We start from the raw sequence: 25,963 nt of genomic DNA, 5'->3' as shown, positions 1-25,963 counted from the left end.
CTCCAAGAAGGAAGGTCCGGCGCATGCCGGACCGGTCAAGCTCAGAGAATCAGAACGGCCCTGAAATCATTGACGTTGGTGCGCGTCGGCCCGGTGACGACAAGGTCGCCGAGCGCATCGAAGAAGCCGTAGCCGTCGTTGTTGTCCAGCATGGCGCGGGCGCGCTTGCCGAGCTTTTCCGCGCGTGCGACGGAATCGGGCTGATAGACGGCGCCGGCATTGTCCTCGGAACCGTCGATGCCGTCGGTATCGCAGGCGATCGCATGCACATCCGGCAGGCCGTTGAGCGTGGCGGCGAAGCTGAGCAGGAATTCCGCATTGCGCCCTCCCCGTCCCTTGCCGCACACCGTCACCGTGGTTTCGCCGCCGGAAATGATGACGCAGGGCTTCTGGAACGGCTGGCCGCGCAGCGCCACCTGCCGCGCCAGCGCCGCATGCACCATGCCGACATCGCGCGCTTCGCCTTCCATTTCGTCCGAGAGAATGTAAGGCGTGATGCCGGCGCCACGGGCAACGTCGGCGGCGGCCTCCAGCGCCTGCTGCGCGGTGGCGATGACATGATGGCTGTTGCGGGCGAAGCGCGGATCGTCCGGCTTGGGTGTCTCTCCCGCGCCGGAAGTCAGTGTCTTGAGCATGTTGTCCGGCACCTCGATCGCATACTTGCGCAGGATCGCCAGCGCCTGTTCGCAGGTGGTCGGATCGGGCAGCGTCGGGCCGCTGGCGATGACGCCGGGGTCGTCGCCCGGCACATCCGAAATCAGCAGCGTGACGACGCGCGCCGGTGCGCAGGCCAGCGCCAGGCGTCCGCCCTTGATGGCGGAAAAATGCTTGCGCACGCAGTTCATTTCGGAAATGTTGGCACCGCTCTTGAGCAGCGCCTTGTTGACCGCCTGCTTCTGCTCCAGGGTAATGCCCTCTCCCGGCAATGCCAGCAAGGACGAACCGCCGCCGGAAATCAGGCAAAGCACCAGGTCGTTCTCGCTCAGGCCCTTCACCATTTCCATCATGCGGCCGGCGGCGCGGCGGCCGGCTTCGTCCGGCACCGGGTGCGCCGCCTCCACCACTTCGATCTTGCGGCAATCGGCGCCGTGACCGTAGCGGGTGACGACCAGGCCGCCGATCTCGCCCTGCCAGTGCTCCTCGACCGCCTTGGCCATGGCCGCCGCCCCCTTGCCGGCGCCGATCACCAGCGTCCTGCCGTTCGGCGAAGGCGCAGGCAGGAAGGCGGGCAGGCATTTGTCGGCACTGACCGCGCCGACGGCGGCGGCATACATGTCAAGCAGGAGTTGGCGGGCGTTGATATCTGGCATGTTGGCTGCTTTCAGGAAATGGACAAGGCGAGCTTTATTGTACGCAAATCAGCCCTTGGCGATCTCATGGTTCGACATCAGCTCGATCGCGCGGCACAGCGCCGAGTGGTCGAGGCCGCTCATGCCGTTGGCGGCGCAGGCGTTCATCAGTTCCTGGGCGGCGGCGGTATTGGGCAGCGACACGCCCAGCGCCTTGGCGCCCTGCAGCGCAAGGTTCAAATCCTTCTGATGCAGTTCGATGCGGAAGCCGGGATTGAAGGTGCGCTTGACCATGCGCTCGCCGTGCACTTCAAGAATGCGCGACGACGCAAACCCGCCCATCAGCGCCTGCCGCACGCGCGCCGGATCGGCGCCCGCCTTGGAGGCGAACAGCAAGGCTTCGGCCACGGCCTGGATATTGAGCGCGACGATGATCTGGTTGGCCACCTTGGTGGTCTGGCCGTCGCCGTTGCCGCCGACCAGCGTGATGTTCTTGCCCATCAGTTCGAACAGCGGCTTGACGTCGTTGAACGCGCTCTCCGAACCGCCCACCATGATGGTCAGGGAAGCCGCCTTGGCGCCGACTTCGCCGCCGGAAACGGGTGCGTCGAGATATTCGCATCCCAGTTCATTGATGCGCCTGGCGAACTGCTTGGTGGCGATCGGCGAGATCGAGCTCATGTCGACCACGATCTTGCCCTTTTCCAGGCCGGCGGCAACGCCGTTCTCGCCGAACAGCACGGCTTCGACGTGCGGCGTGTCCGGCACCATGACGATGATGATGTCGGCGCGCTTGGCGACTTCCGACCCGGACGTGCAGACGGTGGCGCCGCCTTCGATCAGCTGATACGGGGGATTTTTCTGGTCATGCAGGTAGAGCTTGTGGCCGCCCGCCTGCAGATGCCCTGCCATGGGCGCGCCCATGATGCCGAGTCCGATGAAACCGATTTTTGCCATGTTGTTCTCCATTGTCTTGTTTTAGATTCGAAGCGCATCGCGCCCGATCCCGATTGGTTTGTTCTCCGATTGTCTGGAGCGGTTGCAGGTTTTGGCTCCCTTCTCCCGCGGGCGGGAGAAGGGCCGGGGATGAGGGTGATGGCAAGTCCTGCTGCTGTCTAGGCAACCGCCCTCACCCCTCAAACCCCGTGCTCCTGACGCCAGCCCAGTCCCTCGACCGTCCCCGCCCTCGGCTTGTATTCACAGCCGATCCATCCCTCATACCCGATCTCGTCCAGCATCCTGAACAGGTAGCGGTAGTTGATCTCGCCGGTGCCCGGCTCGAAACGCCCCGGATTGTCCGCCAGCTGGATGTGACGGATGATGTCGCGGTTGGCCTTGATGGTGTTGGCTATCTCGCCTTCCATGCGCTGCATGTGATAGATGTCGTACTGCAGGTAGATGTTGCCCGATCCGGTATCGCGGATAAGGTCGATCGCCTGCTGGGTGCGCGTCAGGAAGAAGCCGGGAATGTCGAAGTCGTTGATCGGCTCGATCAGCAGATGCAGCTTGTGCTCCTTGAGCATGTCGGCCGCATACTTCAGATTGCCCACGACCGTCTCGCGCGCCTGTTCGCGGCTCACGCCCTGGGGCAGCTTGCCGACCAGGCAATTGAGCTGCTTGGTGCCGAGCACCTTCGCATAGCGGATCGCTTCATCGACGCCTTCCCGGAATTCACTGACACGGTCGGGATGGCAGGCGATGCCGCGCTCGCCAGCTTCCCAGTTGCCCGCCGGCAGATTGTGCAGGACCAGGTCGAGCTGATAGGCATTGAGCTTGTCGGCGATCTGGTCCGCATGGAAGGCATACGGGAACAGGAACTCCACGCCGCGGAAGCCGGCGCGCGCCGCCGCTTCGAAACGCTCCATGAAGGGATGCTCGTTGAAGAGCATCGTCAGGTTCGCTGCTAACTTCGTCATCTGCTCTCCTCCTCAATCCAGCAGGGCGATGGCCGTCGGCGCATGCTCCGGCTTTTCCGCCAGTTCTTCGAACTCGCTGATGTTGTTGATCTCGGTGCCCATCGACACATTGGTCACGCGTTCGAGGATGATCTCGACCACCACTGGCACGCGGTACTGGCGCATCCATGCCCGCGCCTGGCCGAAGGCATCCTGGATATCCTGCGGCTTAGTCACGCGGATCGCCTTGCAGCCCAGCCCTTCCACCACGGCGACGTGGTCGACGCCGTAGCCGTTGAGTTCCGGCGCATTGATGTTCTCGAAGGCCAGCTGCACGCAATAATCCATGTCGAAGCCGCGCTGCGACTGGCGGATCAGGCCAAGGTAGGAGTTGTTCACCACCACATGCAGGTAAGGCAGGTTGAATTGCGCGCCGACCGCGAGTTCCTCGATCATGAACTGGAAGTCGTAGTCGCCGGATATTGCCACCACCGGGCGGTCCGGATCGGCGGCGCATACGCCGAGCGCCGCCGGAATCGTCCAGCCCAGCGGGCCCGCCTGGCCGCAGTTGATCCAGTGGCGCGGCTTGTAGACATGCAGGAACTGCGCGGCGGCGATCTGCGACAGGCCGATGGTGCTGACATAGCAGGTGTCGCGGCCGAAGGCGCGGTTCATCTCTTCATAGACGCGCTGCGGCTTGATCGGCGCGTTGTCGAAATTGGTCCGGCGCAGCAGGGTGCGCTTGCGCTGCTGGCAGGACGATACCCAGCTCTTGCGGTCCTTGAGCTTGCCGGCGGCAGCCCATTCCTTCGCCACTTCCACGAACAGCTTGAGCGCCGCGCCGGCATCCGACACGATGCCGAGATCCGGGCCGAAGACGCGGCCGATCTGGGTCGGTTCGATATCGACATGCACGAACTTGCGGCCCTGGGTGAAGACATCGACGGAACCGGTATGGCGGTTGGCCCAGCGGTTGCCGATGCCAAGCACGAAGTCCGATTCCAGCATGGTGGCATTGCCGTAGCGGTGGCTGGTCTGCAGGCCGACCATGCCGGCCATCAGCGGATGGTCGTCGGGGATCGCGCCCCAGCCCATCAGCGTCGGGATGACCGGAACGCCGGTGACTTCGGCGAATTCCACCAGCAGCTCCGATGCATTGGCATTGATGATGCCGCCGCCGGCGGTGATCAGCGGGCGCTCGGCTGCATTGAGCATGGCCAGCGCCTTCTCGATCTGCGCGCGGGTGGCGGACGGCTTGTAGACCGGCAGCGGCTCGTAAGTGTCGGGATCGAACTCGATCTCGGCCATCTGCACATCGAACGGCAGGTCGATCAGCACCGGGCCCGGGCGCGCCGAGCGCATCAGGTGGAAAGCCTGCTGGAACACGCGCGGCACCAGTGCCGGCTCGCGCACGGTGACGGCCCACTTGGTCACCGGCTTGGCGATGGATTCGATATCGACCGCCTGGAAATCTTCCTTGTACAGGCGGGCGCGCGGCGCCTGGCCGGTCACGCACAGGATGGGAATGGAATCCGCCTGGGCCGAATACAGTCCGGTGATCATATCGGTGCCGGCCGGGCCGGAAGTGCCGATGCAAAGGCCGATGTTGCCCGGCTTGGCGCGGGTATAGCCTTCGGCCATGTGCGACGCGCCTTCCACGTGGCGCGCAAGAATATGCTTGATGCTGCCGCGCTTCTTCAATGCTGCATAGAACGGGTTGATCGCCGCGCCCGGCACGCCGAACGCCTGGGCAATGCCTTCCTTTTCCAACACGTGAATCGCCGCTTCCGCTGCGGTCATCCTTGCCATACATCCTCCTGGACACAGTCAAAATTCGATGGACCGAGTCTATAGGCGAACATATTGTTTGATAAGAACACAAATAATCGCTTTATTCGATACTCCTGATATGGAATAATGAGGACTTTTACAAGTTACAGTTATTTCCTCCTTCCACTACAAGGCGACTTCAGACCGTCTTTCCTATTGCCGCCATGGACAAGTTCAAGCAGATCGAAGCCTTCGTCGACGTCATTGAAAAGGGCAGCCTGGCTCGTGCCGCGCTGGAACAGAACATCACGCCGGTCATGCTGGGCCGCCGCATCGATGCGCTGGAGAAGCGTCTCGGCGTCAAGCTGATGCACCGCACCACGCGCCATCTGACCCTGACCGAGGAAGGCACGGTCTTTCTCGACCATTGCCGCAAGCTGCTGGGCGATCTCGACCATGCGGAAAAGATCATTGCCGAAGGCCGCCACAAGGCCACCGGCCATCTGGTGGTGTCGGCGCCGGCCGCTTACGGCCGCAAGCATGTGGCGCCGCATGCGCCGGCCTTCATTGCCGCCAATCCGGATGTGCAGATCTCCTTCAACCTGACTGACCGCGTGGTCGACCTGGTGCGCGAGGGCTATGACCTGAGCATCCGCATCGGCGGCGCGATCGATCCGAATTTCGTGGCGGTGAAGCTGGCCAGCAACCGGCGGGTGGTCTGCGGCACGCCTGAATATTTCGAGCGCAACGGCATTCCGCGCACGCTGGAAGACCTGGAACACCACAATTGCCTGGCGTTCAACCTGCAGGGCGGACAGCAGCGCGGCTGGTATTTCCAGCAGAACGGCAAACCGGTGACAATCAAGGTCAACGGCAGCCTGGATTGCAACGATGGCGAACTGCTGCACCGCTGGGCCTGCGAAAGCCTTGGGCTGGCGTGGCGCTCCACCTGGGAAATCCAGTCGGAACTGGCTTCGGGGCAACTGATTACCGTACTCGACGAATACGCACTCGACAACTACGACATCATGGCGGTCTATCCCCAGCAGCGGCACCTGCCGGCCAAGATCCGCTTTTTCATCGACATGCTCAGGTCCGTATATGCGCAGCCGGGATACTGGAGGCGCGCCGCCTGAAGCCGTGACGCGCCAATGCGTCACCGCGCAATCGTACCAACGCACATCAACGCATCAACGCACCGCCACACGCCAATGAAAGCCGACAAGCCAAGGGCGCCGACGCCATGAACCGGGACTTTGCAGTCCGTTTGCGCAATGCCGCATTCTGCGCGATTGTCATCGCGCTGGTTGCCTATGCGAGCTACACATGGAGCCTGCGCCACGAGACCGCCGACATCAAATCAAGGGCGGACATGCGCCTGGCGGCGGCCAGAACGGCGCTGTTCGCGCCGACCGAAAAGTACAGCTATCTGCCGGGGATGATTGCCTCGCATCCGCAGGTGGTGGACTTGTTCCGCTCCCGGCAGGAAGCCGGACGGACGCAACAGGCGAACCAGTTTCTGGAACAGCTCAATGCAAACGCGAAGTCCGCCGTGATCTACCTGCTCGATCGCAATGGACTGGTCATTGCCTCCAGCAACTGGAATCAGCCGCAGAGCTTCATCGGCCACAATTATGCGTTCCGTCCCTATTTCAAGGAAGCGATAGCGGGCGGCAGGGGCAGCTTCTACGGCATGGGCACCACCAGCCTGATGCCGGGGTACTACCTGTCCGAACCGGTGCGCACCGGCACCGTCCCGGCCGGCGTGGCGGTAGTGAAAATCGACATGAGCGAACTTGACCAGGCCTGGCATGATGCCACCGACGAGGTCGAGGTCTTTGTCACCGATGAAAACGGGGTGATATTTCTCAGCTCGCAAGCCGACTGGAAATACCGCTCCCTCCATGCGCTCACTGAGCAAGCCCGCTCGCGGCTGGCGGCCTCGCGGCAGTATGAAGGCGTGCTGAAGCCGCCGCTGCCGATGACGGTGGCAGGGAGCGCCGGGCGCGAAGCGGGGGATGGACGCATGGTGAGCATCACCCAGGTCCCGAGGAAGGGGCGCGGCGTGGAGGAAGTGTCTTATTATCAGAAGTCGCACATGCTCGACAACGCGCAATGGACCGTGCACGTTCTCGTGCCGATGAACGCCGCCGAACTGCACGCGCGCCGTATCGCCGCCATGACGGCCGGCACCCTGGCGCTGCTTGCGATTTCCCTCCTGTATGCGGCCCAGTGGCGTTATCGCATCCGGGAACGCGAGCGTTCCCGCCTGGCGCTCGAGGAGGCGCATCGCGCGCTTGAAGAGAAACATGCCGAACTGCAGCAACTGAGCGAGGAATTGCGGCTTGCGGCCATCACGGATCCGCTGACCGGCGCCTACAATCGCCGCTTCTTCTTCGAATCCATGCCGAGAATGGTAAGCGCTGCCAGGCGTCACCATTTTCCGCTGTCGGTCATCACCATCGACGTCGATCACTTCAAGCGCATCAATGACACCCATGGCCATGCCACCGGCGACAAGGTGCTGCTGATGCTCACCTCGACTTGCCGGGATTCCTTGCGCCAGGCCGATATCTTCGCCCGCTTCGGCGGTGAGGAATTCGTGATGGCGCTGCCTAACACCATTCCCGAAGTGGCGGTCCAGGTGGCTGAGCGCTTGCGCAAGACGGTGTCGGAACTGACGATCGATACGGTTGACGGTCCGCTTGCCGTCAGCATCAGCGGCGGCGTATCGCAGTACCGGGAAAGCGAAGCCGACATGACGGAGACACTCCGCCGCGCCGACCTGGCCTTGTACGAGGCCAAGAACCAGGGGCGCAATCGTATCGTTCTTCGTCTGGAAGAGACCTGATCGGCGATCAGGATGTTTGGATGTTTGGGTGTTTGCAATCCTTGCGGTGCGCGGCGTACCGACCGGAAGCGATGCCTCCCGGCCGGCGCGTCCGCACGGCACCAGCGCGTCAGCGCATCAAAGGGTATCGCCGGATGCAAGCGTCGGACGGCCCTTGCCGATCACCTTGGCCAGATAGGCCGGCGCTGCCGTTGGCGCGGCGGTGCGGGCGCAATACGATGCATCGGCTGCGGCCGGCGCAGCAACGCGGGCGCAGTAAGCTGAATCCGGCTTGGCGACGCGGGCGCAGTAAGACTGCTGCGGAGCAGCCACCCGGGCGCAATAGGATGCGCGATGAACTTCGGGCACCGCCACGCGGGCACAGTAGGCATTGCTCGCAGAAGCGGCATTCGCCGCAGCTGCTTGATGTGCTTCAGGCAAGCCATGCGCGGCGCGTGCGCAGTACGCGCTTGCGGGCTGCGCAACCCGGGCGCAATAGCTTGCGTCGACAGCATCGAGATGGCCGAATTCCTGCTGGTACAGGCTGCGGGTCTTGGCTGCGGCTTCGGCGAGGTTGGCGGCATCCTCGTCATCGCGCATGCCGAAGTACGGAAAATGATGAAGGAAATAGCCGAAAACCTGCTCGCAGTCCTCGGCGTATTTCATGGTGTCCAGAATGTGGCCGTGCCAGAATTTGTCGACATTGGTATCCGGCGTAATGGCTTCCCCGGGATATTTGGCGACGAGGGCGAGGAAACGCCGGTATTCGAGTTCATGGCGGTCGGCTTCCTCGCGCGTCCAGCCGTGTCCTTCCTTGGCATCCATCAGTTTGAACTTGATCGGGTCGAGATCAAGGGCAAACACCGCCTCGATTATTTGTTCCACGGTCTTTTGATCGGTCGTTTGCAGATTCATTTTTCGGCCTTCCAAGGAGATAAGGAGATTGATCGGGCGCTGTCTTCCGCAACGGGATGGTGAAATATTGACAAGCGAGCAATTGCAAGAAGGAAAATATATCATTGCGTCTGATTTCCAGACGCGCACGGGGATTGACGCAACTCAAACTTTCCGCCCGCCATATTTCCGTAGAACAATATATTGTTAGGTTATGGGGAGTAACGGTGCAGCGGCTGGTTTGCAAGACGAAGCATCGGGGAAACACAGGCTTCCGGCATTATCCGAATGCCAACGGAATGTGTCCCGTCCGGGTTTTGCTGCGGTTCATGGATGCGGCAGGACAAGAATGTCCGTACACTGCGTATTGAAAGATTGCAGTGGCAAAAGGACAGGTGCAGTGCCGGGCGCAGGCGGGCATTCGAATCGGGGATCGGCAGGAATGCAAAGCAGTACAAGCAGATGAACGAATTTTTATGGGCAAGATGCGTATCTCACGCCGTTTTTTGATTTCCCTGCTGACCTCGCCGGCCTGGTGGCTTGGGGTTACCGGTTCGCTGCTGCTTCACATCCTGGTTACCCAGATCGTCGAAGACAAGGCGCAGTCGCAGTTCGAGTATTTCGCGGACAATACCCAGCTCGCCATCCAGAACCGGGTACGTTCCTATATCGATGTCTTGCGCGGAACCACCGCCCTGTTCTATACCGCCGATAACATCGGCCGGGATCAATTCCGCGACTACATCCGGGAGCTCAAGCTCGATAGCAACTTCCCGGGCATCACCAATCTGAATTTCAGCCGTTATCTGCTTCGTTCCGAAAAGGATGGGTTCGAGGCCGCCGTTCGGCGCGACACCAGCGTGTCGCCCACCGGATATCCTGAATTCGCAGTCACTCCTGCCGGCGAGCGTGACGAATACAACATTCTTACCTACATCGAACCGATGGAGAGCAATAGGGTCTCTTTCGGCGTCGACATGGCTGCCAATACGGCGGCTGCGAGCGCTCTGGCTACCTCCCGCGATTCAGGCCAGCTGATATCTTCCGGCAGGCTGATCCGCATTTCCGGGCCGCACAGCCATGTCGGCCTGGCGATGCGCATGCCAGTGTACCGGCGCGGCATGCCTACCAGGAATGTGGCGGAGCGGCGGGCCGCCTACTATGGCTCCGTAGGCGCGGGCTTTGACATCAACAAGCTGATGCTCGGCGCGATCGACAAGAAAATGCTCGATACCATGCGCATCCGTCTATACGATGTCGGGACCACCAGCGAGCGCCCGGGCGCGTCGGCACCGCAGGCGCCGCAGCTGATTTTCGACAGCGCCGAACGCCGTGACGACAAGGCATCCGGCATGCGCGCCTCAGCCGGCGACCTTTTCCTCAAGCGCGTGTCGATGACGGTCGGCCCCCGTGTCTGGGAGGCGGAGATCACGGCGGCGCGGTCCCTGATGCTGAATGGCTTTGATACTTCGCTGGCCTGGATCGTACTGGTCGGCGGCCTGGTGGCATCGACCCTGCTGTTTTCCATTTACTACTCCATGATGACAGCGCGCCGGCGCGCGGTGGAACTGGCGCGCGAGATGACCAAGGACCTGCGCACCAGTGAAGCCAGCCTCGCCGAAGCCCAGCAGATGGCCAGGCTGGGCAGCTGGACGCTCGACCCGGGCAATGCCTGCATGGGCTGGTCGGCGGAAACCTATCGCATCTTCGGCGTGAGCCTTTTCCGCGAGGGCCCCAGGTTTGAAGACTTCCTGCGCCGCATTCACCCTGACGACAGGGAGCGCATCAGGCAGGGTATTGAACATGCGGTCAGCCATGGCAAGGAATTCGATTCTGAACACAGGATCATGCGGCTCGACGGATCGATGCGCTGGGTGCACAGCATCGCCCGCTTCGGCCGGGATGACCGGCGGTCACTGCTGTGCGGCACGATCATGGATATCACCGACCGCAAGCATACGGTGGAAGCCCTCAAGCGCTCACAGGAACTGCTGCGCGACCTGACCGCGTATCAGGACCGCGTCAAGGAGGAGGAGCGCAAGCGCATCGCCCGCGAAATCCACGACGAACTCGGCCAGACGCTGCTGGCGCTGCGCATCGATGTATCGATGCTCGACGCCCGCACCGGCGATTCGCATCCCCGGCTCAACGAGAAGGTCCGCGGCGCGCTCAATCACATCGACGCCACGGTCAAGACGGTCCGCACGATCATCAACAATCTGCGTCCGGCCGTTCTCGATCTCGGCCTGACGGCGGCCATCGAATGGCAGGTGGCGGAATTCCGCCGCCGCAGCGGCATCACCTGCGAGCTGCTGATGGATGAAAACGAATTTACGCTCGACGATGCGCGCGCGACTTCGCTGTTTCGCATCCTGCAGGAATCGCTCACCAATGTGATCCGCCATGCCGAGGCAAGCCACGTGATCATTGAACTGCATCGGGAAGACAAGCGGCTGGTCATGCGCATTACCGACGACGGCATCGGCATCGCCCCCGAACGCCGCAAGCAAGGGAACTCCTTCGGGCTGGTGGGCGTGGAAGAACGCATCCATGCGCTCAACGGCGAGTTCCGCATTACCAGCGGCCCCGGCGAAGGCACGACGCTGACCGTGTACATTCCGCTTGATCCACTCGTGGAGAAGGATTATCCGATCAATCTGATCGACAGCACGCACTGAACTGGCGACAGTCACACAGTCACACAGTCACACAGTCACGCGTTAGCAAGGTGTGCAAACCCGTGCCCCCATGCATGCGCATCGCTCCTGCCGCGGTACCGGGTCAACCGTGTTGAACCGAATCGGCTTCCACCTGGGGCGCGTGGCAAGCCACGCAAAGCTTGTTGCCATCGGGGTCGCGAAAGTATGACCCGTAGTAGTTTTCGTGATACTCAGGCCTCAGCCCCGGCAGCCCTTCGGAGACTCCGCCATTGGCCAGAGCAAGTTCATGCGCACGGTCCACGATACTTCGGCTTTCCGCAAGAAACGCGATCATCTGCCCGTTTCCAGGTTCGTGGGGATGCTCGTCATACGGTCTGCCGATCAGAAAAAGCGGACGCGGCCCGGCTTCCGGCTGCCATCCTGCCCATGGCCTTTCGCGGTCGCAAAAGCGAGGCCGCATGCCGAGAGCTTTCATGAGCGGATCGTAAAAGGCAAGCGCCCGTTCAAAGTCATTCACACCGACAAAAACATGCGAAAACATGCACCGGCCTCCAATCCAGGTTGCGTGTCCATCAATGTACATCGATCGGCAAGATTCCGCGCGAAAGCTTAGAGCGGATTACAGGTCAGTGCACGAAAGAATGGGTTTGTCTCGGAATGCACAGCAAGGAGGAGCGCCGGTCGGCGGGCCTACCAGCGACGAGCAATGCAGCCATGCAACCGAGGCAGGCCGAAACGACCATACACGCATGAGCAATCCGCTTTTATTCGCCCATGTCGTTCATTTCGCCCTCAGCCCGGCTTGCGGATTCTGCGCTTCACCAGCGACAGCACCACGGCGATCAGTTCACCCGGTTCCACCGGCTTCACCAGATGAGCGTCGAACCCGGACAGCAGGGCTTTCTCCCTGTCCTGGCTTCGCGCGAAGGCTGTTACCGAGGAAGCTGAAATGTCGCGGTTGATTCCGGTCGAGCTTCTGATTTTCCTGATCAGGCTGAAGCCATCCTCGTCGGGCATGCCGATATCGGAAAGCAGGACATCGAATTTCGTCTGCGCCAGAAGTTGAAGCGCTTCCCTGGCGCTGCCGACCGTGGTCACATTCGCTCCATATAGTTCAAGGACATGCCGCATGATATCGAGCGTGTCCGGATCATCGTCGACGACCAGGATGCGCAGGCCATTCAATACCTCGTAGGCCGAGTTGTCCCTGCCTTCACTGTTTTCCGTTCTGGAACGCGACTGTTCGCGCATTACCGCTACCGGAAAGCTCACCACAAAGCGCGCGCCTTTCCCGGTTCCCTCGCTGAAGGCCTGTACAAAGCCGCCATGCATTTCCACCAGGCTTTTGACGACGGAAAGGCCAATGCCCAGACCGCCATGCCGTCGCGTCGGACCGATATCCATCTGCCGAAAGCGATCGAATATATGAGGCAGGAAATCCGGGTCGATGCCGATCCCGCTATCGCGCACGCTGATCTGGAGATTCGACGCGGCTCTCTCAAGCGAGAGATGGACCGTGCCGCCTGCCGGCGTGAACTTGATGGCATTGGTCAGCAGGTTCAATACAACCTGCTGTATGCGGGCGGCATCTCCGCGTATCTGGGGCGGCATCGGATCGAACTGGGTCGTGATGATGATCGCCTTCGCATTGGCTTCAGGCTGCACCGTATCCAGCGCCGCCCGCAGCGTGGCAAGCATATCCAGCGGGCTCAGATCGATCCGCAGCGTGCCGGATACGATCCGCGACAGATCGAGGATATCGTCGATCAGCTTGGCCTGGGTGCGGGCGTTTCGCTCGATGACGGCGAACGCCTCGATTTCCTTTTCCCGGCTGAGCCGTCCGAGCTGCAGCATGTGCGCCCATCCCAGGATCGCGCTCAACGGGGTGCGCAATTCATGGGACACGGTCGCCAGAAATTCATCCTTCAGATGATTGGCGCGCACGGCGTCCTGCCGCGCGGCCTGTTCGCGTTCGAACAGTTCCTCGATGCGCGCTTCCCGCTCCTGCAGCGCCTGCCGGGCCGCGGCCAGTTCCAGCGCGGTGTGTACCGCGGCGGGAAGCTTCGGAAACTCCTGCTTTCGCTTGACGATATAGTCGGATAAGCCCGCTTTCATCCCCGCAGCACAGATGTCCTCGCTGCCGGTATTGGTAAACATGATGACCGGCTGTCCGGGATGTTTTTCCTTCAGACGCTTCAGGTTGGTCAAGCCGTCTCCCCAGCCGAGCCGGTAGTCGGTGATCACGCAGTCGAAACGCTGATCCACCTGCTGTTCGAACTGGGATGCCGTGGCGACTTCGGTAAACACCGCATCCGGAAAGCTGCCGGCGATGGCGCGCCTTGCCAGCATGCGGTCGTCGTCGCTATCGTCGATCAGAAGGACATGAATCGGTTCATTCGCCATGCCAACCTCTATTCCCTTATTGTTTTATGCGCCCGGAGGACGCTGGTTGCATTCCAGCCAATAGTGGCTGACCGCCCGCAACAACTCGGTCGTCGCCGCCATGGTGTATGGCTTCTTCAGATAGGAATTCGCTCCAAGCGCATAGGCCTTTCTGATGTCGTTGTCATGCGCCGAATTGGTGAACACGATCACCGGCAGCAATGCCAGCTTGTCGTGGCGCTTGAGGTATTCGAGAATCTCAAAGCCGGTCCTGCCGGGAAGCTTCAGGTCCAGCAGGATGATGGTTGGAAACGGCACAGGCTGGAGGGATTCGTATTTGCCCTCCCTGCCGAAAAAGTCCATGGCATCGTTGCCGTCACGTATCACGTCGATCGGCGCGTCGACTCCACCCTTTCGCAATGCGCGCCGGATCAGAATGATGTCGTCTTCCTCGTCCTCCACCAAAAGAATGTTACGTTCATGAATCATCAGTCCTCCGCATGCACAGCAGGAAGCTCCACCCAGAAACACGACCCCGCGCCGACTTCGGATTCGACTCCGCAGTGACCGTGCATGCGCCGGACTGCCGTTTCGACCACGGCAAGACCTATTCCTGTCCCCGCATACTCGTCAATGCCATGCAGGCGTTCAAACGGTTTAAAGATGCGCTCCCGTTGCGCGGCAGGAATGCCTATTCCATTGTCTTCAATACATATTCGGACCAATGGCATCGGGCTTTGTTCAGTGTTCGGCGCTTCCGTCCATATCCTGATGAGCTGCGGCGTATCGGGCCTCGCAAACTTGATGGCATTCGACACCAGGTTCTGGAAGATATGGAGGCATGCCGATTTGTTGGCCCTGACATGCGGAAGGTCGGGAACAAGCATCACGCGCGCGCCGCTCGCTTGAATTTGCGAAGCAAGATTGGCGAGCACTTCCGCAAAGACGTCATCAAGGCTCACCGTGCCGAGACCGAGCTCCATGCGCGACAGGCGGCTGAATGACAGCAAATCATCAATCAGACGTTCCATCCGCTCGGCTGCCCTGGAGATGCGCTGCAGATAATCCCGGCCGGTGTCATCCAGCTTGTCCTCGAAGTCTTCCCTTACCGCATCGGCGAAGCCTTGAATCCCGCGCAGCGGCGCGCGCAAGTCATGCGCCACCGTATAACTGAAGGCTTCCAGCTGGCCGTTGGCGTCCTGCAGGCGGGCGTTCGTTTCCACCAGCCGCGCATTGGCTTGGTTCAATTCTCCGGTACGCTGCTCGACCCGCCTTTCCAGTGTCTCCACCAGTACGCGGACTTTCGCTTCCGCCACTTTCAGGGAAGTAATATCGACAGCCGCCGCGCAGATGCCGATCACCCGGCCCGCGGGATCCCGCAGCGGCCCCTTGGAAACCGCGAAATGCCGGACGCCGTCCACCGTATTGATGTCCTCATCGAATTGCACGATGCCGGCACCTTCCATCACCCTGATGTCCGCACTGTCTATCGTGCCCATGCCGCTTGACCTGGCCGGGACAGGCGCCGGCATGCGGATCATCGCCTTCCGGGGCGCATCCTCGGCGCCAGGGGCAGAAGCCGGAGCGCCGATCAGCTGTTCATACATCCTGTTCACCAGAAGCAGATTGCCATCCAGGTCTTTCAGGTAGATCAGGGCGGGCGAGCTGTCGATCACATTGCGCAAGTGGGCATGCGCTTGAGCCAGTTCCGTTTCACGCGCCTCGAGAGCGGCCGAACGCTGATGCAACAGCTTGGCAGCACGGTCGATAGCCGAGCCGACCTCCGCCGCTTCGCGGAAATGCAGTTCTGGCACATTGGGCGGCTCTCCGCGCCCCAGGGCCACGGCGGGCTTCATCAGCGCCCGCACCGAATAGGCAATCCTGTCTCCCATGAACCACGCCAGCACCAGGCCAATGCCGAACAGCGCGGCGACTCCGGCGGCCAGTATCGCAAGACGTGCCAGCAGCGCATCGACCAGGGACTGGAGGGGAATGCCGATCGCCACGCCCCAGTTCGTCACGGAAGAGCGGCTATACGCCGACACGACGGCGAAGCCTTCCTGCGTCGTGGCCTCAATCGATCCCTCGCCCGTCTTCAGGATCGCCTGGAACAAGGGAGCGGTCACCTTGTTGCCCACGAATTGCTCGGGTGCCCTGCTGCGCCCGACAATGGTGCCGCTGCTGTCGAAGACCGCCGCAATCCAGCCGGGCGGCAGATTCTGCGCCTTGAGGACGGCGTTGAACTGCGCCGGCAGGATGCCGACGCCCAGCACGTAGGCGGGCAGCCCATCGATCATGACCGGGACATTGACGCTCATGATCGGGCGCCCGAGGGGAACCCCGATGAAGAGATCCGAGAACGTAGGCCTGCCGGTGTCAATTGTCCGTTGCACCTGCTGCGGTACCTGCTGCCGGGGCAATGGCTGGCCGAACTCTACGGCGGTATTGACGACTTGCTGTCCCTTGCTGTCGCGCAGCACCACATTCGCACCGATACCGGACAGGGCCAGCACCTCGCGCGCCGCCTTGTGAAACTTCGCATGATCATGGCGAAGCAGGGAGTCCTCGATCGACAGCGCTTGCGCAACCACCCGGCTTTTTTCCAGCTGGCTGTCAATGGCCTGCACCAGCGCGCGCGCTGTCTGGATCGTATTTGTTTCCTGCTGCGCGCGCCCTTCGCGGTACTGATGCACGAACAGCGCAACGGCACCGATCACTCCCGGAAACAGGCAGGCGAGGACGAGCCAGATCAGAAAGGTGCGTACCGACCAACGTTTGTCGGGCACCGATAATGACGGCAATGTTTTCGTGGGCATCGGATCGGATGGCGCTGAACAGGAAAATCTTCACGTTAGCCCGTTTGATCCTCGCCTTTCCAATTGATTCAGCAGCCGGCGGGCGGAGGCGCCGCCGGCCGGCTCATCCCGGAGCCCCCATGACTAAGGTCAGCAACAGCAATCAGTCAAAGTCGAGTTCGGCCTGCTGCGCGCGCAGCTGGGGCGGGCTTCCGTACCGCTTTTGCCTGTTTCGTTTCAGCAGGTAGTAACCGGCGCCGATCACGGCCGAGGCGATCAGCACCTTGCGCGCCAGTCCCGCCGGATTGTGCTCGTATTCGGCACGCACCCCCATCTCCGCAAAGACGTTGGGAACATGGCCTTGCATCAGGTCCTGGCCTATGCCTTCGACGACATTGATGCGGTCCGCAAGCAACAGCAGGAGCCAGTGCCGGATATCGTTCTCGCTGAGTTTATAGGCGACATCCCGGACCTTGCCGCTCACTCCGGTCGGCGGCGTGCTGGTGCCGAACACCGGCGTGAGGCCGGGACGTTCGGTCGAGTGGTACACCTTGACGTTGACGGGCTGGTTCTCCGGATGAGTCCAATGCACGTTCTCCAGGCGGGGCGGAGTGCGCTCCATCGGATAGGCCGGCCTGTTCTTGTGGTCCAGGTCCGCTCCCCATCCGGGTATGTGCGCATAGGCTTCGCGCGGTTTTCTTGCGGGCGGATGGCGATGATCGCCATCATAGTCGCTGTGTTGGTGCGTGGCGTGCTCTTCCATGCTGGGCTCCTCGATTGTTGTCCGATTTACGCTTACTGCACCAGGCCGATGCCGGATACGCCGGGCGGAACCAGGATGGTCTTGATGCAGTTATCCAGCTTGCTGGAGAAGATGTGGTAGGCATCGGACACGTCCTCAAGCGGGACCCGATGAGTGATGATCTTCCTGGGCTCGATGTGTCCGGCCCGGATATGCTCGATCAGCCGCGGAAGATGCCGTTTGACGCTGGCCTGGTTCATGCGCAGGGTCAGCCCCTTGTTGATGGCATTGCCGATCGGGACGGCGTTGAAGGTGGGGCCGTAGACGCCGACGATGGATACGTTGCCGCCCTTGCGGACCGAATTGATCGCCCAATGCAGCGCCGTGGCGGAACCGGCCTGCAGCTTCATGTAGCGCCCTGTCAATTGCTGCATCGCGTTGCCGGCCGCTTCGCAGCCCACCGCATCAATGCAGACATCCGCGCCCAGCCAGTCGGTCATCCGCTTGATGTGTTCGGCCATGTCGTTGACTTCCTTGAAGTTGACGACTTCGCACTGAGCGAAATTCTTCACGAACTCCAGGCGGTATTCGACATGATCGACCACGATCACCCGCCCCGCTCCCATCAGCCAGGCCGATTTGGCGGCGAAGATGCCGACCGGTCCGGCCCCGAATACGACCACCGTGTCGCCCTCTTGGATGTCGCCCATCTCGGCCGCCTGATATCCGGTGGGAAGGGCGTCGGTGAGCAGCACCGCGTCGTCGACATGCAGGTCCTTGGGAATCACCATCGGGCCGACGTCAGCCATGGGCACGCGTACGAATTCGGCTTGCCCGCCGTCATATCCTCCCGTGATGTGCCCGTAACCGTAGATGGCGCCGACGGCCGAGGCTTCCGGATTGGTATTGTGGCAGTTGCTGTAAAGCTCCTTCTGGCAGAAGAAGCAGGAACCGCAGAAGATGTTGAAGGGCACGAGCACATGATCTCCCACCTTCAGGTTCTGCACCGACGGCCCGACTTCCTCGACAATGCCGGTGAACTCGTGGCCAAAGGTCATGCCGACCCGGGTATCCGGCACCAGCCCGTGATAGAGGTGCAGATCGGAGCCGCAGATGCAGGAGCGGGTGACGCGGATGATCGCGTCATTCGGATGCTCGATCTCGGGTTCTTCCTTGTGCTGCGCGCGGACGCGGTACGGTCCTCGGTAATTCATCGCCAACATGCAATTCTCCAGGATAAGTAATGCCAGGCCCGCGCCATCTCATGTAATGACATGCAATGACGTGGGGCAGGCATGAGAAGTTTGGCCGTCCCAAGTATCGATTTTTTGGCGGCCTCTGTTGCTAAGACAGCAAGCTGGGAAAAGGTTTTCGATGAAGTGCCAAATTTTTGCGCACGAAATTTTCCGCGCGATGCCTGTTCCGGACTGGCTGTTTCCGTACATCCTCAACGCTGCCTTCATGGCGCGCGGCTATTCCTCCGGCGACGAACCCGTCCGGTGCCGCGCTTCGAACTCGGGTTCCGGAAGGCCGAAAAGGAAGTCGCTCAACAGATGACGGAGCGAGGGATCCATGAAGCCGGCATCCAGGCCGGCCAGCCTGCAGATCATCCATTCCTCGCCGGTGTCGACCGCCTCGATCCTGCTCTGGTCGATGAGCCATTGATCATAGGCAGCCGTGGTTGCCGGATCATCCGGAATGATCCACGGCGGTTGGGGAATAGAACGTCCGCTTGCGGTGATGACAATGCCGTTGACCGGCCTGCGTACCAGATTCGTCGCTGTTTCTCTCAAGGAGACTGAGTGCATGTGTGCTCTGCGTTGTCCGCCATTCAGGCTGGCGGCTGTTGGAATGGAATAGGGATAGCTGCAAGGAAACCCAGCGAACGGGCCTGTCGCAAGACGGCGAGGAGCAGCCGGTAGCCAGCAGCCCACAGCCGACCGTGGACAGCCGATTGACAGGCCCGATACGGGAATCAAGCCCCTTGCATGGCTAACGCAATGTCACGTCGCTTTTACAAAGCTCATCCGCGCCCTGCTTCGCCTGTCTCCGAGAATGCTGCGCAATTCCTCGATGCTGGTTTGCGCGCATTCCGCCATCCAGAGCAGCATTGACGGGCTGATGGTGAGGGCGCCACTGCGGATCTTTTCAAGCAGCCTGTAGGAGATATGCAATGTCCGGCTCAGCTCCCTGTCGCTCTTGAGCGACAGGCGCGCCATCAAGGTATTGAGCAAACGATTGGGATCGTATCTGGACGAAGATGTCTGTTGATTCATTTTGGCTTTTCGGATTCGAACGTTACCGGTACGCGCCGTGCCGGCGACGTCAATGAATGAACAAAGTCCTGCTCGATGGCTGCCCCGGCGCCGACGTCCGGCAGCCGTTGCTTTGCCCTCGTCTGTTGCTTCAAGCGCTTGAAGCGCTTCAAGCCGAAACGCGCTTCCACACCATTGCTGTTTGCCTCGCTCTTGCTTACTCGCCTGTCTTCAACATGTCTGGAGGGGGCTGGCAAGATCGAAGCCAATTCAACATGGCGGGTATGGCAACCATTGTCTTCCTTCCGACGCGCGGCTTCAGTACGCTTGCAGACAATTAGTGTACAAAATATGTATATTTTTTATGGAACTTTCTGATCATATGCGCAATCAGGACCGTCCAATCCGCATTGGACAAATCGCGTTGATCGTATTGCTGCGCCCCTTCTCATGACGAGGAGAAATAAAGGATCGCCGCCGATCGATGCATGCGAAAAATCGGCTACAGCTTGAGTGCTTGAGTGCTTGAGTGCTTGAGCATCCGTTGTCATGCCCGGGCTCGGCGCCGGCAACCGCCGCATTTTCCGCCACCATACCGGGCATGTTCAGCCGGAGTGGCCGGTCAATGCCGGACGCCGGCTCGCCGCCATGTCGCGCAACACCCGAATGAAATCCGCCGCGACATGACCCATCGCGGCATCGCTGCGCTGCAGCAGGCCGACCGGTTCTTCAGTGCCCTTGGTACCTACCGGCAGGGATTGCAGCGTGCCGGCAGCCAGGTCGTCGCGCACCGTGCCCGATGGCGCAAACCATACCGCCTCCGTCTGCAGCACGATCTGGCGCGCGATGGAGACCGACATGGTCTCGGTGCGGTGCAGGGGCAGTTCCAGGGCATGTGCCTGCAGCAGGCTTTCCGTATGGTGCCTCGGCACCGTTCCCGGCGGCGCCATCACCAGGGGATAGGCAACCACATCCGCCAGCGACACGCCGGCTGCGGCAGTCAGCGGATGCGTGGCGCGCACCAGCAGCGCAAGCGGCTCCACATACAGCAACTCGAAGGACAAGCCGACCATCATCTGCGGATCGGCCATGCGGCCTAGGACGAAGTCGACCTCGCCGCCCTTGAGCATGTCCAGCAGCGGGGCATTGGCAGCGGTGCGGATGGCGACGCGGGCTTGCGGATGGCTGCGCCGGAATGCGGCCAGCGCGGGCGGCATCAGGTCGGCGCCCACGCTGGGCAGCACGCCGATGTTCACCACCGCACCTTCCGGGCGCGGGTCAAGGCCGATGGAATCACTCACCGCATCCAGCGCTTCCAGCACGCCGAGCGCGTGCCGGCGGAAGTTTTCCCCGCGCGGCGTCAGGCGCGCGCCCTGGCGGTCTCGCTCGAACAATTTGCAGCCGGCAATATCCTCCAGTTCCGCCAGCGTCTTGGAAATCGCCGGCTGGGTGAGACGCAGCCGTTCGGCCGCCTTGCCGAGATTGCCCTCCTGGGCGATCGCGAGGAAACAGTGAATATGGCGCAGCCGGATGCGCAGCCTGAAATTGTCTTTTTCCATAACCGCATGTTATGAAATTTTCGTTATATTTTCAATTTACATGAATAATATTCAGAGATAAATTGGCGGCTCGTTTTGTTGTTTGAGCATGGCTCATGCCTTCCACCTTCTACAGGAGACTCCCTTCATGCCCGGCTTGCTCGACCAGTTCGGCGAATTCATGCAGCGCGACCGCAGCGTGCATCCCGACGCCCTCACCCCCGGCTACAAGACCAGCGTGCTGCGCTCGCCGCGCAACGCCCTGATCTCGCTGCAGAACTCCTTGTCGGAGATCACCGGTCCACAGTTCAGCCCCGATGAACTCGGCCCGCTCGACAATGACCTGATCATGAACTACGCCAAGGACGGCCTGCCGATCGGCGAGCGCATCGTCGTTCACGGCTACGTGCTCGACGAACTCGGCCGGCCGGTGCCGAATGCGCTGGTCGAAGTGTGGCAGGCCAATGCCGGCGGCCGCTATCGTCACAAGAAGGACCAGTACATCGCGCCGATCGATCCCAACTTCGGCGGCTGCGGCCGCATGCTGACCGACCAGAACGGCTACTACTACTACCGTACCATCAAGCCGGGCCCCTACCCCTGGCGCAACCGCATCAATGACTGGCGCCCGGCGCATATCCACTATGCGATTTCGGGCGACGGCTGGGCGCAGCGCCTGATCACGCAGCTCTACTTCGAAGGCGATCCGCTGATCGCGCAGTGCCCGATCCTGCAATCGATCGGCAACGAGGAATCGGTGCGCGGCCTGATCGCGCAGCTGGACCGCAGTGCCTTCATCCAGCTCGACAGCCTCGCCTACCGCTTCGACATCGTGCTGCGCGGCCGCCGCGCCACGCTCTTTGAAAACCGCGTCCAGGGAGAGGGCAAATGAAGATCAACCAGTTCAGCGAGTTGAAGGAAACCGCGTCGCAGACCGCCGGGCCCTACGTTCACATCGGCCTGGCGCCGAAGGCCGCCGGCTTCGATATCTTTGAAAAGAACTTCACCAATGTGCTCGCCGGCCCCGATACGCAGGGTGAGCGCATCCGCATCGAAGGCCGGGTGTTCGACGGCTCCGGCACGCCGGTGCGCGACGTGCTCATCGAGATATGGCAGGCCAATGCCGCCGGCAAGTACAACCATCCGGCCGACCGACAGGAAAAGCCGCTCGACAAGGATTTCCGCGGCTGGGGACGCGCCTGCTCGGATTTCGAGACCGGCGTCTATGCCTTCGACACGGTCAAGCCTGGCAGCGTCGTCGGCCGCAACGGCAGGCCGATGGCGCCGCATGTGAACCTGTGGATCGTCGCGCGCGGCATCAATATCGGTCTGAATACGCGGATGTATTTCTCCGACGAGACCGAGGCCAATGCGAAGGATCCGGTTCTCAACCTGATCGAATGGGAAGTGCGGCGCAAGACGCTGATCGCCCAGCGCAGCGAACAGCATGGCCAGGTGGTGTACCGATTCGATATCCATCTGCAGGGGCCCGAGGAAACCGTCTTCTTCGATATCTGATGCGGACAGGCGAAGCCGGCTCCGCGCCGGCTTCGCACTTCCCCGCGTTTGCGCACCCGCAGCGACATCCGCAGCGGTTTCAGTGCGTCAATGGCGGCATCATGTCACGGCATGCCTGCCATGCAGCCATAGGCCCTCTGCCCCATCTCCCCATCTCCCCATCACTTTCCGACACTTCCCATCGCTTCCCGACGGCCGCTACACATGCGGTAATGGCGCAGGTACAGATACTGGCATACACAGGAAGGCATGCACTGCTTGCGCGGCATGAAGATTTTCTCTCGCGCTTGCATGGCATCGGCCACGAATGCCGGTAACACCTACAGATCACCTAAGTATTTTTCCAATACGTCGTTGGTCAATCTAGCCGCTAGATACAAGACGGTGCATTCCTTTTCTTTCACAACACAGTGTTTGACGCAGCTCAGTTCCGCGGGACTCAACACTGGGCATCTGCGGGCACGCCGCTAAGCTTCCACTCACATCCCGGCCGCGTTGTGCACTGCAGGGGCCGATGGGCATTGCGCCATCGGCACATCATCCACCTCATGAAGGAGTTCATCATGACTTTTGAAAAAGCATCGGTCGCCGGCGTCCATCAAGTCGGCTAAGCAGGAAAAGCGGTAACTCGGGTTCCCGGGGAACACGCTTCCCCGGGTTTTTCAAGCAGCGAGGATACGAGATGAAATTGAGATTGAAGCCCACCGTCATACCCTATCGGCTTTCCGAACAGGTCGTGCTGCAGTTCAACGGGCAATACGCGAAACTGCCCGACCCCGACGGCGCGATATGGTTGCTGACCTCCGCTCTCGACGGCACGCGCGACGCCGAAGGCCTCATCGGCCATGTCCTGTCGCAGAAGCCCGCCGCACAGGAAAGCGCGTTACGCAACGCGGTGAAGGACTTCATCGAACACAGGCTGGTGGAAGTTCCGGAGGAAAGCCTGCCGAGCGCGCTGGACGCGGAAGACCGCACCCGCTTCTCGCGCAACTTGGATTTCTTCGGATCGATGGCGGCCTTCGGCGACAACAAGTACGCCTTCCAGGAAAAGCTGCAGGATGCGCGCGTCTGCGTGCTCGGCTGCGGCGGATTGGGGACGCATATCCTGTTCGATCTCGCCGCGCTGGGCATACGTCATCTCACCATTCTCGACTTCGACAAAATCGAACTCTCCAACCTGAATCGCCAGATCCTCTACAAGGAAAGCGACATCGGCTCGGAAAAAGTGGAGACCGCAAAGAAGCGCCTGCTCGAATTCAACAGCCGCATGGAGATACGCACGCACAGGCTTCGCCTGCAATCGACGGAGGATGTGGCCGGCGTGGTTCGCGGCCATGACATCGTGATCTGCGTCGCCGACAAGCCGGCCAATTATATCGGCGACTGGCTCAATGCCGCCTGCGTACGGCACGGCATCCCTTTCATTTCCGGCGGCCTCGATGTGCGGCGCTCGGTATTCTTTTCGGTCGACCCCGGCATCAGCGGCTGCGAAGCCTGCTGGCTCACATCGGCCCGTTCAAAGAACGGCACCGTCAGGCGGATCTCGGCCATGTCCAAGGAACAGGACATCACCTATGAACGGCCAGCGCCTGCCTTTGTCACGCTGGTGGCGGTTACCGCCGGCATGATCGTCAGCGAGGCGGTGAAGTACCTCACCGGCTGCCAGCGGCCGCAGCTCACCGGCAAGCTCAAGGAATTCAGCTTCGATGATCTATCGGTGGGCATTGCCGAAACCTGGGAACGCGATCCCGATTGCCAGGTATGCGGCGGCGCCGTACAACATCGCCACGGCATCGGCGAACCCGTCATGATGAGTGCGCGATGATCAAGCTCATCCTTTCCTACATTGCCACGACAACCTGCTCATGGACGCTGGCCTTCCTGATTCCGCTCTATGTGCTGGAGCTGACCGGCTCGGCTGCATGGACCGCCATGAGCTCCTCGGTTAGCTTTTTTGCGAAAGTTGTCAACAGCACTAGAACCCTCGTGGAATGCTGCTCGTCACTGAAAAAATATCGACCCAATACTTTGATAACTGTCAGGTATAGCCATTATGTTTTGACATCTTTAAATATTGTCATTGCAATAAATTTGCACAGGTAGCTCTATCTGCCATCAGTACGAACCGCAGAATCACCGTCCGGCATAACTAGATAACAGTCAGCCAAGTTGGAAGACATCGGGTAGTGATTCTTGGCTTCGGAACAAAGCAATAGAAATCGCGGCCCGTATGGTATGTAGCGAAACATCGCCCGTATGGGATAGACCTCAAAATCGGTGCACTATGTGAATCAGCATGGCATGGCCCATAGATTGTTTTCGTGTCTAGAGTCAAAATAGCCTGCTGTTGTACCGTGGTAGGCTACGGCCTATCGCTACGTGTAGGCAGAACGGCAAAACGATAGTCGAAAACAAGAATACGCGGCAGTGCAGAGATAGCACCAAAGTCTGAAGCATCACGCATTCGCTTGCACTGTTTACCGGCCAGACTGGGGTACTGTTACCGCTGGCTCAGCAGGTAAGTAGCCGTCGACAAAGGCATAATTTTGTCGCCAATGAAATATAGAGACAGCCTAACCAAGAATAGTTTGCCTTAATTGAACGCAAAGTGGAAAACTGTTCCTAAAAGAACGGGCTGAAAGCAACTTAATTGCATAATTGCCAAGTCCGTGCCTAATGAAATGACGTGACCGATATTCCAGCCCAGTTCTTTTCAGAGAGGTGAAGTCTACTGCAGGTTTTCAGGTAGAGCAGATATGACGGGCTCCGCTCAGTAAGCGGCGGGCGCAGGCGGCCGGTATCCCAGCGATAAGTGCGGGCGCTGCGTGTTGTAGTGACGACGCCAGTTCTCAATCACGCCTTGGGCGTCATTAATGCAGTAGAACAGCTCACCATTCAAAAGCTCATCACGCAGCTTGCCATTGAAGAACTCACAATAGCCATCTTCCCAGGAACTCCAAGGTTCAATGAAAAGTGTTTTCGTCCCAACCTTGACCAGCCAGTCACATACAATTTTCGCCGTCATTTCTGGTCCATTAACCGACCGTAGGTGCATCGGAATGCCATGTTCCAGCATCGCGTCAGCCAGCGTTTCGATGACGTCCATGCCATTGAGTCGACACCTTACCTTAATGGCCAGACACTGGCGCAAGAACTCGTGGACGAGCGTCATCAGCCGCAGGCTGCGGCCATCTTCAGTGGTGTGAGGCACAAAGTCATAGCTCCAGACATGATGACGGTGTTGCAGGAGCAAGCGTGCACAAGAGCCATCGTCGAACCACAACCGCCCCTTGGGTCGGTGCTTCTTCGGTACTTTGAGCCCCTCGCGACGCCAGACACGCTGCATGCGGTCACGTCCGACCTGCCAGTTGCCCAATTCACAACCAAATTACTTC

At 60.6% G+C, this 25,963-nt stretch carries 22 protein-coding genes and 1 pseudogene; 8 read left to right on the top strand and 15 right to left on the bottom strand.

Annotation, left to right across the window (positions count from 1 at the left end):
- Positions 1-41: 41 nt before the first annotated feature.
- From FH061_RS17425 to gcl, 4 genes are all read right to left on the bottom strand, one after another.
- Complete coding sequence (locus tag FH061_RS17425) at positions 42-1,310, bottom strand: glycerate kinase type-2 family protein (protein ID WP_151637113.1); 1,269 nt, start codon at positions 1,308-1,310, stop codon at positions 42-44.
- Between the two features lie 48 nt (positions 1,311-1,358).
- On the bottom strand, positions 1,359-2,246 hold the full coding sequence (gene glxR / locus FH061_RS17420) for a 2-hydroxy-3-oxopropionate reductase (protein ID WP_151637112.1): 888 nt from the start codon (positions 2,244-2,246) through the stop codon (positions 1,359-1,361).
- A gap of 179 nt (positions 2,247-2,425) precedes the next feature.
- A complete protein-coding gene (gene hyi, locus FH061_RS17415; RefSeq protein WP_151637111.1) occupies positions 2,426-3,205 on the bottom strand; it encodes a hydroxypyruvate isomerase in 780 nt (259 codons plus the stop codon).
- 12 nt (positions 3,206-3,217) lie between these two features.
- Positions 3,218-4,993: a glyoxylate carboligase gene (gene gcl, locus FH061_RS17410; RefSeq protein ID WP_151637110.1), complete on the bottom strand. Its 1,776-nt coding sequence runs from the start codon at positions 4,991-4,993 to the stop codon at positions 3,218-3,220.
- Positions 4,994-5,178: 185 nt separating this feature from the next.
- Between gcl and FH061_RS17405 the strand changes: the two genes are divergently transcribed.
- Both FH061_RS17405 and FH061_RS17400 read left to right on the top strand, forming a co-directional pair.
- Complete coding sequence (locus FH061_RS17405) at positions 5,179-6,090, top strand: LysR family transcriptional regulator (RefSeq protein WP_151637109.1); 912 nt, start codon at positions 5,179-5,181, stop codon at positions 6,088-6,090.
- 107 nt (positions 6,091-6,197) lie between these two features.
- Positions 6,198-7,805: a sensor domain-containing diguanylate cyclase gene (locus FH061_RS17400; protein ID WP_151637108.1), complete on the top strand. Its 1,608-nt coding sequence runs from the start codon at positions 6,198-6,200 to the stop codon at positions 7,803-7,805.
- 117 nt (positions 7,806-7,922) lie between these two features.
- On the opposite strand, the gene FH061_RS17395 is transcribed toward FH061_RS17400, so the two are convergent.
- Positions 7,923-8,699, bottom strand: a complete 777-nt coding sequence (locus FH061_RS17395; protein WP_151637107.1) for a glycine-rich domain-containing protein — start codon at positions 8,697-8,699, stop codon at positions 7,923-7,925.
- A gap of 455 nt (positions 8,700-9,154) precedes the next feature.
- Here FH061_RS17395 and FH061_RS17390 point away from each other — a divergent pair, with 455 nt between their 5' ends.
- Positions 9,155-11,356, top strand: a complete 2,202-nt coding sequence (locus tag FH061_RS17390) for a sensor histidine kinase (protein WP_151637106.1) — start codon at positions 9,155-9,157, stop codon at positions 11,354-11,356.
- Between the two features lie 103 nt (positions 11,357-11,459).
- Here FH061_RS17390 and FH061_RS17385 read toward each other — a convergent pair whose 3' ends face one another.
- From FH061_RS17385 to FH061_RS17350, 8 genes are all read right to left on the bottom strand, one after another.
- Positions 11,460-11,879, bottom strand: a complete 420-nt coding sequence (locus FH061_RS17385) for a VOC family protein (RefSeq protein ID WP_151637105.1) — start codon at positions 11,877-11,879, stop codon at positions 11,460-11,462.
- 251 nt (positions 11,880-12,130) lie between these two features.
- Entirely contained in the window at positions 12,131-13,741 is a 1,611-nt protein-coding gene (locus tag FH061_RS17380) for an ATP-binding response regulator (RefSeq protein ID WP_151637104.1), read from the bottom strand.
- A gap of 24 nt (positions 13,742-13,765) precedes the next feature.
- Complete coding sequence (locus tag FH061_RS17375; protein ID WP_151637103.1) at positions 13,766-14,209, bottom strand: response regulator; 444 nt, start codon at positions 14,207-14,209, stop codon at positions 13,766-13,768.
- Entirely contained in the window at positions 14,209-16,536 is a 2,328-nt protein-coding gene (locus FH061_RS17370) for a sensor histidine kinase (protein WP_151637102.1), read from the bottom strand. The genes FH061_RS17375 and FH061_RS17370 overlap by 1 nt, the downstream gene beginning before the upstream one ends.
- 142 nt (positions 16,537-16,678) lie before the next feature.
- Entirely contained in the window at positions 16,679-17,278 is a 600-nt protein-coding gene (locus FH061_RS17365; protein ID WP_192805115.1) for a hypothetical protein, read from the bottom strand.
- A gap of 32 nt (positions 17,279-17,310) precedes the next feature.
- The gene (locus FH061_RS17360) at positions 17,311-18,480 is read right to left on the bottom strand and encodes a zinc-dependent alcohol dehydrogenase (RefSeq protein WP_151637101.1); all 1,170 of its coding nucleotides are present in this window, start codon (positions 18,478-18,480) and stop codon (positions 17,311-17,313) included.
- 249 nt (positions 18,481-18,729) lie between these two features.
- Positions 18,730-19,065, bottom strand: coding sequence for a hypothetical protein (locus FH061_RS17355; RefSeq protein ID WP_151637100.1), 336 nt, complete (start codon positions 19,063-19,065; stop codon positions 18,730-18,732).
- Positions 19,066-19,260: 195 nt separating this feature from the next.
- A complete protein-coding gene (locus FH061_RS17350; protein WP_151637099.1) occupies positions 19,261-19,533 on the bottom strand; it encodes a hypothetical protein in 273 nt (90 codons plus the stop codon).
- Positions 19,534-19,589: 56 nt separating this feature from the next.
- Between FH061_RS17350 and FH061_RS17345 the strand changes: the two genes are divergently transcribed.
- Positions 19,590-19,853, top strand: a complete 264-nt coding sequence (locus FH061_RS17345) for a hypothetical protein (protein ID WP_151637098.1) — start codon at positions 19,590-19,592, stop codon at positions 19,851-19,853.
- Positions 19,854-20,117: 264 nt separating this feature from the next.
- Here FH061_RS17345 and pcaQ read toward each other — a convergent pair whose 3' ends face one another.
- Complete coding sequence (gene pcaQ / locus FH061_RS17340; RefSeq protein ID WP_151637097.1) at positions 20,118-21,071, bottom strand: pca operon transcription factor PcaQ; 954 nt, start codon at positions 21,069-21,071, stop codon at positions 20,118-20,120.
- A 127-nt stretch (positions 21,072-21,198) separates the two neighbouring features.
- On the opposite strand from pcaQ, the gene pcaH reads away from it, so the two are divergent.
- The 4 genes from pcaH to FH061_RS17320 all read left to right on the top strand — a co-directional run bounded on the left by pcaH (position 21,199) and on the right by FH061_RS17320 (position 24,671).
- Positions 21,199-21,942 (top strand): protocatechuate 3,4-dioxygenase subunit beta, encoded by a 744-nt coding sequence (gene pcaH, locus FH061_RS17335; RefSeq protein ID WP_225984713.1) that lies wholly within the window; start codon positions 21,199-21,201, stop codon positions 21,940-21,942.
- The gene (gene pcaG / locus FH061_RS17330; protein ID WP_151637096.1) at positions 21,939-22,568 is read left to right on the top strand and encodes a protocatechuate 3,4-dioxygenase subunit alpha; all 630 of its coding nucleotides are present in this window, start codon (positions 21,939-21,941) and stop codon (positions 22,566-22,568) included. The genes pcaH and pcaG overlap by 4 nt, the downstream gene beginning before the upstream one ends.
- A gap of 682 nt (positions 22,569-23,250) precedes the next feature.
- A complete protein-coding gene (locus FH061_RS17325; RefSeq protein WP_151637095.1) occupies positions 23,251-24,393 on the top strand; it encodes a HesA/MoeB/ThiF family protein in 1,143 nt (380 codons plus the stop codon).
- On the top strand, positions 24,390-24,671 hold the full coding sequence (locus FH061_RS17320) for a hypothetical protein (protein ID WP_151637094.1): 282 nt from the start codon (positions 24,390-24,392) through the stop codon (positions 24,669-24,671). The genes FH061_RS17325 and FH061_RS17320 overlap by 4 nt, the downstream gene beginning before the upstream one ends.
- 673 nt (positions 24,672-25,344) lie before the next feature.
- Here FH061_RS17320 and FH061_RS17315 read toward each other — a convergent pair.
- Positions 25,345-25,935, bottom strand: a pseudogene (locus tag FH061_RS17315) (integrase core domain-containing protein); the annotation flags it as partial.
- Positions 25,936-25,963: the final 28 nt, after the last annotated feature.

Source organism: Noviherbaspirillum aerium, from assembly GCF_008929045.1.
Taxonomy (GTDB): Bacteria; Pseudomonadota; Gammaproteobacteria; order Burkholderiales; family Burkholderiaceae_D; genus Noviherbaspirillum; species Noviherbaspirillum aerium.
This window is presented reverse-complemented; position numbering and strand designations above follow the sequence as displayed.

What these genes read in the sequence shown, in the direction of transcription:
- pcaG (WP_151637096.1), top strand. Translation starts at nt 21,939, where the DNA reads ATGAAGATCAACCAGTTCAGCGAGTTGAAGGAAACCGCGTCGCAGACC.
- FH061_RS17395 (WP_151637107.1), bottom strand. Translation starts at nt 8,699, where the DNA reads ATGAATCTGCAAACGACCGATCAAAAGACCGTGGAACAAATAATCGAG.
- FH061_RS17400 (WP_151637108.1), top strand. Translation starts at nt 6,198, where the DNA reads ATGAACCGGGACTTTGCAGTCCGTTTGCGCAATGCCGCATTCTGCGCG.
- pcaQ (WP_151637097.1), bottom strand. Translation starts at nt 21,071, where the DNA reads ATGGAAAAAGACAATTTCAGGCTGCGCATCCGGCTGCGCCATATTCAC.
- FH061_RS17390 (WP_151637106.1), top strand. Translation starts at nt 9,155, where the DNA reads ATGGGCAAGATGCGTATCTCACGCCGTTTTTTGATTTCCCTGCTGACC.
- FH061_RS17425 (WP_151637113.1), bottom strand. Translation starts at nt 1,310, where the DNA reads ATGCCAGATATCAACGCCCGCCAACTCCTGCTTGACATGTATGCCGCC.
- FH061_RS17320 (WP_151637094.1), top strand. Translation starts at nt 24,390, where the DNA reads ATGATCAAGCTCATCCTTTCCTACATTGCCACGACAACCTGCTCATGG.
- gcl (WP_151637110.1), bottom strand. Translation starts at nt 4,993, where the DNA reads ATGGCAAGGATGACCGCAGCGGAAGCGGCGATTCACGTGTTGGAAAAG.
- FH061_RS17350 (WP_151637099.1), bottom strand. Translation starts at nt 19,533, where the DNA reads ATGAATCAACAGACATCTTCGTCCAGATACGATCCCAATCGTTTGCTC.
- FH061_RS17355 (WP_151637100.1), bottom strand. Translation starts at nt 19,065, where the DNA reads ATGCACTCAGTCTCCTTGAGAGAAACAGCGACGAATCTGGTACGCAGG.
- FH061_RS17375 (WP_151637103.1), bottom strand. Translation starts at nt 14,209, where the DNA reads ATGATTCATGAACGTAACATTCTTTTGGTGGAGGACGAGGAAGACGAC.
- glxR (WP_151637112.1), bottom strand. Translation starts at nt 2,246, where the DNA reads ATGGCAAAAATCGGTTTCATCGGACTCGGCATCATGGGCGCGCCCATG.
- FH061_RS17385 (WP_151637105.1), bottom strand. Translation starts at nt 11,879, where the DNA reads ATGTTTTCGCATGTTTTTGTCGGTGTGAATGACTTTGAACGGGCGCTT.
- FH061_RS17365 (WP_192805115.1), bottom strand. Translation starts at nt 17,278, where the DNA reads ATGGAAGAGCACGCCACGCACCAACACAGCGACTATGATGGCGATCAT.
- pcaH (WP_225984713.1), top strand. Translation starts at nt 21,199, where the DNA reads ATGCCCGGCTTGCTCGACCAGTTCGGCGAATTCATGCAGCGCGACCGC.
- FH061_RS17370 (WP_151637102.1), bottom strand. Translation starts at nt 16,536, where the DNA reads ATGCCCACGAAAACATTGCCGTCATTATCGGTGCCCGACAAACGTTGG.
- FH061_RS17380 (WP_151637104.1), bottom strand. Translation starts at nt 13,741, where the DNA reads ATGGCGAATGAACCGATTCATGTCCTTCTGATCGACGATAGCGACGAC.
- hyi (WP_151637111.1), bottom strand. Translation starts at nt 3,205, where the DNA reads ATGACGAAGTTAGCAGCGAACCTGACGATGCTCTTCAACGAGCATCCC.
- FH061_RS17360 (WP_151637101.1), bottom strand. Translation starts at nt 18,480, where the DNA reads ATGTTGGCGATGAATTACCGAGGACCGTACCGCGTCCGCGCGCAGCAC.
- FH061_RS17345 (WP_151637098.1), top strand. Translation starts at nt 19,590, where the DNA reads ATGAACAAAGTCCTGCTCGATGGCTGCCCCGGCGCCGACGTCCGGCAG.
- FH061_RS17325 (WP_151637095.1), top strand. Translation starts at nt 23,251, where the DNA reads ATGAAATTGAGATTGAAGCCCACCGTCATACCCTATCGGCTTTCCGAA.
- FH061_RS17405 (WP_151637109.1), top strand. Translation starts at nt 5,179, where the DNA reads ATGGACAAGTTCAAGCAGATCGAAGCCTTCGTCGACGTCATTGAAAAG.